Annotated in this window: 3 protein-coding genes and 1 pseudogene; 1 reads left to right on the top strand and 3 read right to left on the bottom strand. The window is 64.3% G+C overall.

Annotation, left to right across the window (positions count from 1 at the left end; translation table 11 throughout):
* The coding region (locus Q8R73_RS11005; protein WP_305719572.1) for an HIT domain-containing protein at window positions 1-910 on the bottom strand (910 nt) is incomplete at its 3' end.
* Between the two features lie 138 nt (window positions 911-1,048).
* Here Q8R73_RS11005 and Q8R73_RS11000 point away from each other — a divergent pair.
* On the top strand, window positions 1,049-1,729 hold the full coding sequence (locus Q8R73_RS11000) for a hypothetical protein (protein ID WP_305719571.1): 681 nt from the start codon (window positions 1,049-1,051) through the stop codon (window positions 1,727-1,729).
* Between the two features lie 167 nt (window positions 1,730-1,896).
* On the opposite strand, the gene Q8R73_RS10995 is transcribed toward Q8R73_RS11000, so the two are convergent.
* Together Q8R73_RS10995 and Q8R73_RS10990 are read right to left on the bottom strand one after the other, a co-directional pair.
* Window positions 1,897-4,365, bottom strand: coding sequence for an adenylate/guanylate cyclase domain-containing protein (locus tag Q8R73_RS10995; protein ID WP_305719570.1), 2,469 nt, complete (start codon window positions 4,363-4,365; stop codon window positions 1,897-1,899).
* 230 nt (window positions 4,366-4,595) lie between these two features.
* Window positions 4,596-5,193, bottom strand: a pseudogene (locus Q8R73_RS10990) (AsmA family protein); the annotation flags it as partial.

Here is a 5,193-nt window from a genome sequence, read left to right as displayed (position 1 = left end):
GGACTCGCCTCGCTTCGTAGCGGCTTATCCACGCCTCGTCGGCACGGACGGCTGAGTAGGCGTTGAAAATATTCTCGAACTTGGATGTGATTTCTGCAAACCCGGCGCCCTCATCGCGGGAAATCACCTTATAGTTCCATTCCACGGAAGTGGTAAGCGCCGGCGCCGAGAGGTTTGAACTCCCGACAAAAGCAATGCCCTCGCGGTCGGTTTGAAAGATATAGGTCTTCAGGTGGAATCCGCGATCACGAGCTTCAAACACCCTGACCAGCAAATTGCCAGAAAGGTCATTGAGGCGGCGCAACGCGGCTGGCTCCGTAACGTCCAGATAGTCTCCGACGAGGATCCGGGCCTGCCCACCACGAGCAAGAAAATCTCGAAGGTGCGCGACGATCATGCGAGCGCCGCTATCGAGCAGGAAGGCAACCGCGATGTCAAAGGTCGTTGATCCGTCGAGGTGTAGCAGCAAGTGCGGGAGAAGTGGATCGTCACCTCCAGTGACGAGCTTTTGGTGAATGCCGGGGCCGAGCGGACCTCCGCTGGCCATCACAGTTTTGTATGGAATCACATCCCGAACCTTGCCTCGGGGATAGGCATCGTCGCCTTCGTAACGTGGGATAATGTGAAGATGGAAATGGGAAGCGGCTTGAACCGCTGCAGAGCTTTCATCGAAACCGACGTTGAACCCGTCTGGATGGAAACGTTCCGATATCAATTTCTGGGCTTGATCGATCGTTGACCAGATTGCGTCCCTCTCAGAGGAACTTAAGTTTGCCCAGACCGGCACGTGACGCCGAGGAATGATAAGAAGGTGACCAGGACTTACGGGAACACCGTCCCAAATAGCGACTACGAAGTCGTTCGAGAAGGCGATGCGACTTTCGTCAACCGAACAAAATGGGCAGTTCATTATTCCTCATGGAATTCGACAAGATGCCATCGCCGCTCGTCACAACAATGCGATCACCTTGGGTTCAAGAATTTGCTGGCTCAAGAACGCGCCTCACCCCGTTCACGGATATTGCCCCTGGCCATTTCGATCAATCCCTTGACCAGACAAAAGAAATTCCATGACTGGTTTGGCAACAGCCATGCCATCAATCCTGACGGTACCCCTGCCGTCCTCTATCGCGGCGAGCACGGCACACCCCCCGACGATAAGCAATTTCACGCCCGGCTGAACAGTCTTTCGTTCTGTGACGATGCTGCTGCGGCCAGCACCTACGCAATGCGTCCAAACGTCCACAAGGATGTAGCGCAGGCTCCGCGCGTTAGCCCGGTTCATCTCAGGATTGAGAAGCCGATCATCCATAATCGCCAAGACCCATTCATCGATTTAGCTCTTATCGAGAAGGAACTGGGCTTAGCGGAAGCTATGCGCATCGCGAGAAAATTCGCCAGCGGCATCGAATACACTGGCAATTGGGAAGAGAACTACGCCGACAAGTACGCATCCGTCGCGGATCTGCTGAAGCGGTCCCCGCAAGACCTGAAGAAGCTCTACTTCGATGCGTTCAGGTACCTGGACGATCCAAACGAGGTCGCGCTGCTGCAGAAGAAGGGTTACGACGGCGCGATCCACGTTGGAAATGGCGAGACATCAACCAGTATCGAATATCGCGTCTTTAATCCGTCCCAAGTGAGGTCAGCAATCAAAGGGCTCGCGGAAGGCGGGGTTGTCGGGCCCGCGACCACTATCCCACCGGAGTCAGCCGCCATCGCCTGTTAGCGGGGATCGATTGCAGGCCTTTGGCAGTGAGCACGAAGGCTGCGACGCGGCCGGATCTACTATATCTTGTGCCGGGACGAATGCCGCCAGTCTAGCCATTCTGTGCATGGGGTTGTTTTCGACATTTTGTGCTGAGGCTCGCCCCCCGGCGACCGCCGCGCCACCCCCTACGACGGCTGCTGCCGCCGCCGCGGTGCCTCGGCGGCCGGCGCAACCTGCGCCGCCGCCACCTCGCCCTCGTCGCGCCAGCGCAAGATCTCCACCGCCAGGATCGGGTGATTGAATCCCTTCAGCGTCAGGTCTTCCAGCTGCCGGCCCTCGACGTAAGCCTCGACCATGCCGAACACGCGCTGGCTGACCACGACCTGGCCGGCCTTGGCCTCGTCGCACAGCCGCGAGGCGAGGTTGGTGACGCTGCCGATCGCGGCGTATTCCAGCCGCTGCTCGTAGCCGATCTGGCCGAGCGTCGCATAGCCCAGCGCGACGCCGACGCCGAACCCCAGGCTGTGCCCGCGGTTGCGCCATTTCTGGGTCAGCGCGCCGATGGCGTCGCGCATCTCCACCGCCATCTTCACCGCGCGCTGCACGTGGTCGGGAAACTGGATCGGCGCGTTGAACAGGATCATCACGCCGTCGCCGGCATAGCGGTCGAGCGTGCCCTCGTAGCGGAAGATCAGTTCGCCGAGCGCGGCGTGATATTCGCGCAGCACGTTCATCGCCTCTTCCGGCTCGGTGGTCTCGGTGAAGGCGGTGAAGCCCCTGAGGTCGCAGAACACCACGGTGACCTCGCGGCGGTGGCTGTCGAGCAGCGAATCATGGCCGTCGGAGGAGGCGATCAGCTGCGCCACCTGCGGCGGCAGGAAGCGCTCCAGCCGCCGGATGCGCTCGATCTCGCCGAGCTGCTTCTCGACCCGCTCCTCCAGCGACCTGTTCCAGTTCTTCAATTCGTCGGTCTGCTCCTGCAGCTTGGCGGCCTGCTGCTGCACGGTGGAATGCGCCGAGGCGAGTTCGCGGCCCTTGGCGTCGACTTCCGAAAACAGCCGCGCATTGCGCATCGCCAGCACCGATTGATGCGCGAACGTCTTCATCAGCCCGATCAGGTTGGGCGAGAACTCCCCGGCATTCTTGCGCAACACCACCAGCGATCCCAGAATGCCCTTCTGGTCGACCAGCGGCACCACCAGCACCGAATGGAATCCGGCCTCGGTCGCGAGGTCGCGCAGCCGGTCTTCGGCGGCGCCCGCCAGGTCGGGGATCGCGACCGGCTCGCCGGACGCCGCGGCTTCGCCGAGCACGCTGCCGCGTTCGTCGATCACGAGATGCCGGCCCTCGGCCGCCTTGTCGATGCCGATCGCCTCGGTGAGGTTGAACTGGTGTTTCGATGCGTCGTGGCCGTAGATCAGCACCGCATCAGCATGGGTGATTTCCAGCGCGCGCGCCGCCACCGTCGGCAGCACAGCGTTGAGATCGAGCGAGGAGGCCACCGCGCGGCCGACTTCCTCGAGCACCTTCAGTTCGTTGATCGATTGCGCCAGATCCCGGGTGCGCGCCTCGACCTTGGATTCGAGGCCGGCATAGGTCTCCTGCAACTGCCCGGCCATGCTGTTGAACTGGTCGGACAGTTCCTCCAGCTCGTCCCGGGTGCGCACCTCGATGCGATGGCTGAAATCGCCGGCGCCGAGCCGCCGCGCCCCGGTCCGCAAAGCGGTGATCGGGATCAGCATGCGCCGCGCCAGCACGGTGCCGGCGATGATCGCGACCACGAGGCCGAGCCCGATCAGCAGCGCGATCCGCATCAGCTGGTCGCGGATCGGCGCCAGCGCCTGCGCCGTCGGCTGCTCGAACAGCACATGCCAGCCGAGCTTCGGCACCGCGCGCGATGCGCTCAGCACGGGCTCGCCGTCATAGCCGGTGCCCGCCGCCAGCGCCGCGCCGTCCGGCTTCAAGAGCGCGGCGACCTGCGGCAGCCGGGCGAGTTCACGGCCCACCTCCGGCCCCTTCGAGCCCGCCAGCACCTGGCCGCGCGCGTCGACCACATAGGCGTAGCCGGTCTTGCCGAGCTGGGCCTCGCCGAGAAAATCGTTGAGAAAGCGCAGATCGATCTCGGCCAGCGTGACGCCTGCATTGGCGCCGGAATGCGCCACCGCGATCGACATCAAGGGGCGGGAGCCGACGAAATAGACCGGCGCGAAGGTGACGCCTTTGGCGGCGGTCTCGGTGAAGCGGACGTCGCGGGAAAAGTCGGTGTCGCCGTCGACGAACACCTGGGTGCGCGACATCTGCAGCAATTCGCGGCCGGTGCCGCTGATAAACGACAGCTGGCTCACCGCCGGCACCTGGTTCAGCAGCTGCGCATAATCGGTGCGGCGGTCCTGCAGCCGGGTCGCGCTGGCGCGCGTCACCCAGCTGATCTGCCGCTCCAGCTCGAAGATCGACTGCTCGATCCGCCGCGCGGTGGCTTCCGCCTTCTCGCCCATGGCGTCGATCAGCGCGACCCGGGTGCCGCGATAGCTGATCCAGGTCTCCATCGCGCCGTTGACCGCCAGCACGAACACCACCAGCCCGACCAGCGAGACGACGTATTTGGCGAACAGCCCTTCGCGCAGAAACCGGGCTTTTTCCTTGACCGCGCTCATCCAGCCCCTCGCAGCCCCTCGTGCGCCGCCCCTGCCTGCGAGGTCCGCGCTCAACAGGCTGTCTTTAGCACAATTCGGGCGCCCCGTTCGGCGCCACCGCCCGCATGGTTAGCCGCGATTTCGGTCTTACCCTCCCCTGGAGGGGGAGTCTTCTTCTCCCTCTCCCGCTTGCGGGGGAGGGCCGGGGAGGGGGCCGACCTGCGGCGGTGTCGAGGCGCGATCGCGGCTCCTCACCGGTTGAACAACTGCCGCAGCACGTCGTTCATCGCCGGACTGTCCTGGCTCTCTCCCGGCACGGTCTCGCTGGAGGGTGCCGGCGCCGCCGGGATCGACGGCACCGGTGTGGCCGGCGCCGCGAGGCTGCGGCCCACCCGCGGCCGTGGCGCCGGCGGTTGCTCCGATCCGCCCTGTCCGGCTCCACCCTGTCCAGCTCCGCCCTGACCAAGCCCACCCTGACCAAGTCCCTGCTGGATCAGATTCCCCAGGGTTTCGCCGAGCCTGCCGCCGAGCATGTCGTTCAATCCGCCGCCGGGCGCAGCCCCGCTGCCGGCGGCGCCGCTGCCGGCCTGGCCGCTTCCGGTCAGCCCGCCCAAGAGGCCGCCGAGCCCGGCGCCGTCCTTGCCGAACAGGCCCTGGCCCATCTCCTTCAGCTTGGCATAGGCCGCATCCGGATTGTCCAGCATGCCCGCCATATCGGGATAGATGCGCGGCTCGGCCCACGGTCCGTCGATCATCACGGGGATTCCGAGCCCGACCGGGTCGGCGGCGCGGCCCTGGCCTTCGGTGGTCAGGACCAGTTTCGGCTCGACCCGAAACGCGATCTGCTTG

Origin of the sequence: Bradyrhizobium sp. (assembly GCF_030697065.1) — a bacterium.
GTDB lineage: Bacteria > Pseudomonadota > Alphaproteobacteria > Rhizobiales > Xanthobacteraceae > Bradyrhizobium.
Note: the sequence above shows the minus strand (reverse complement) of the source record. Positions and strands in the feature narration are given on the sequence as shown.

Coding starts and splice junctions, on each gene's coding strand:
- Q8R73_RS10995 (WP_305719570.1), bottom strand. CDS start 4,365: ATGAGCGCGGTCAAGGAAAAAGCCCGGTTTCTGCGCGAAGGGCTGTTC.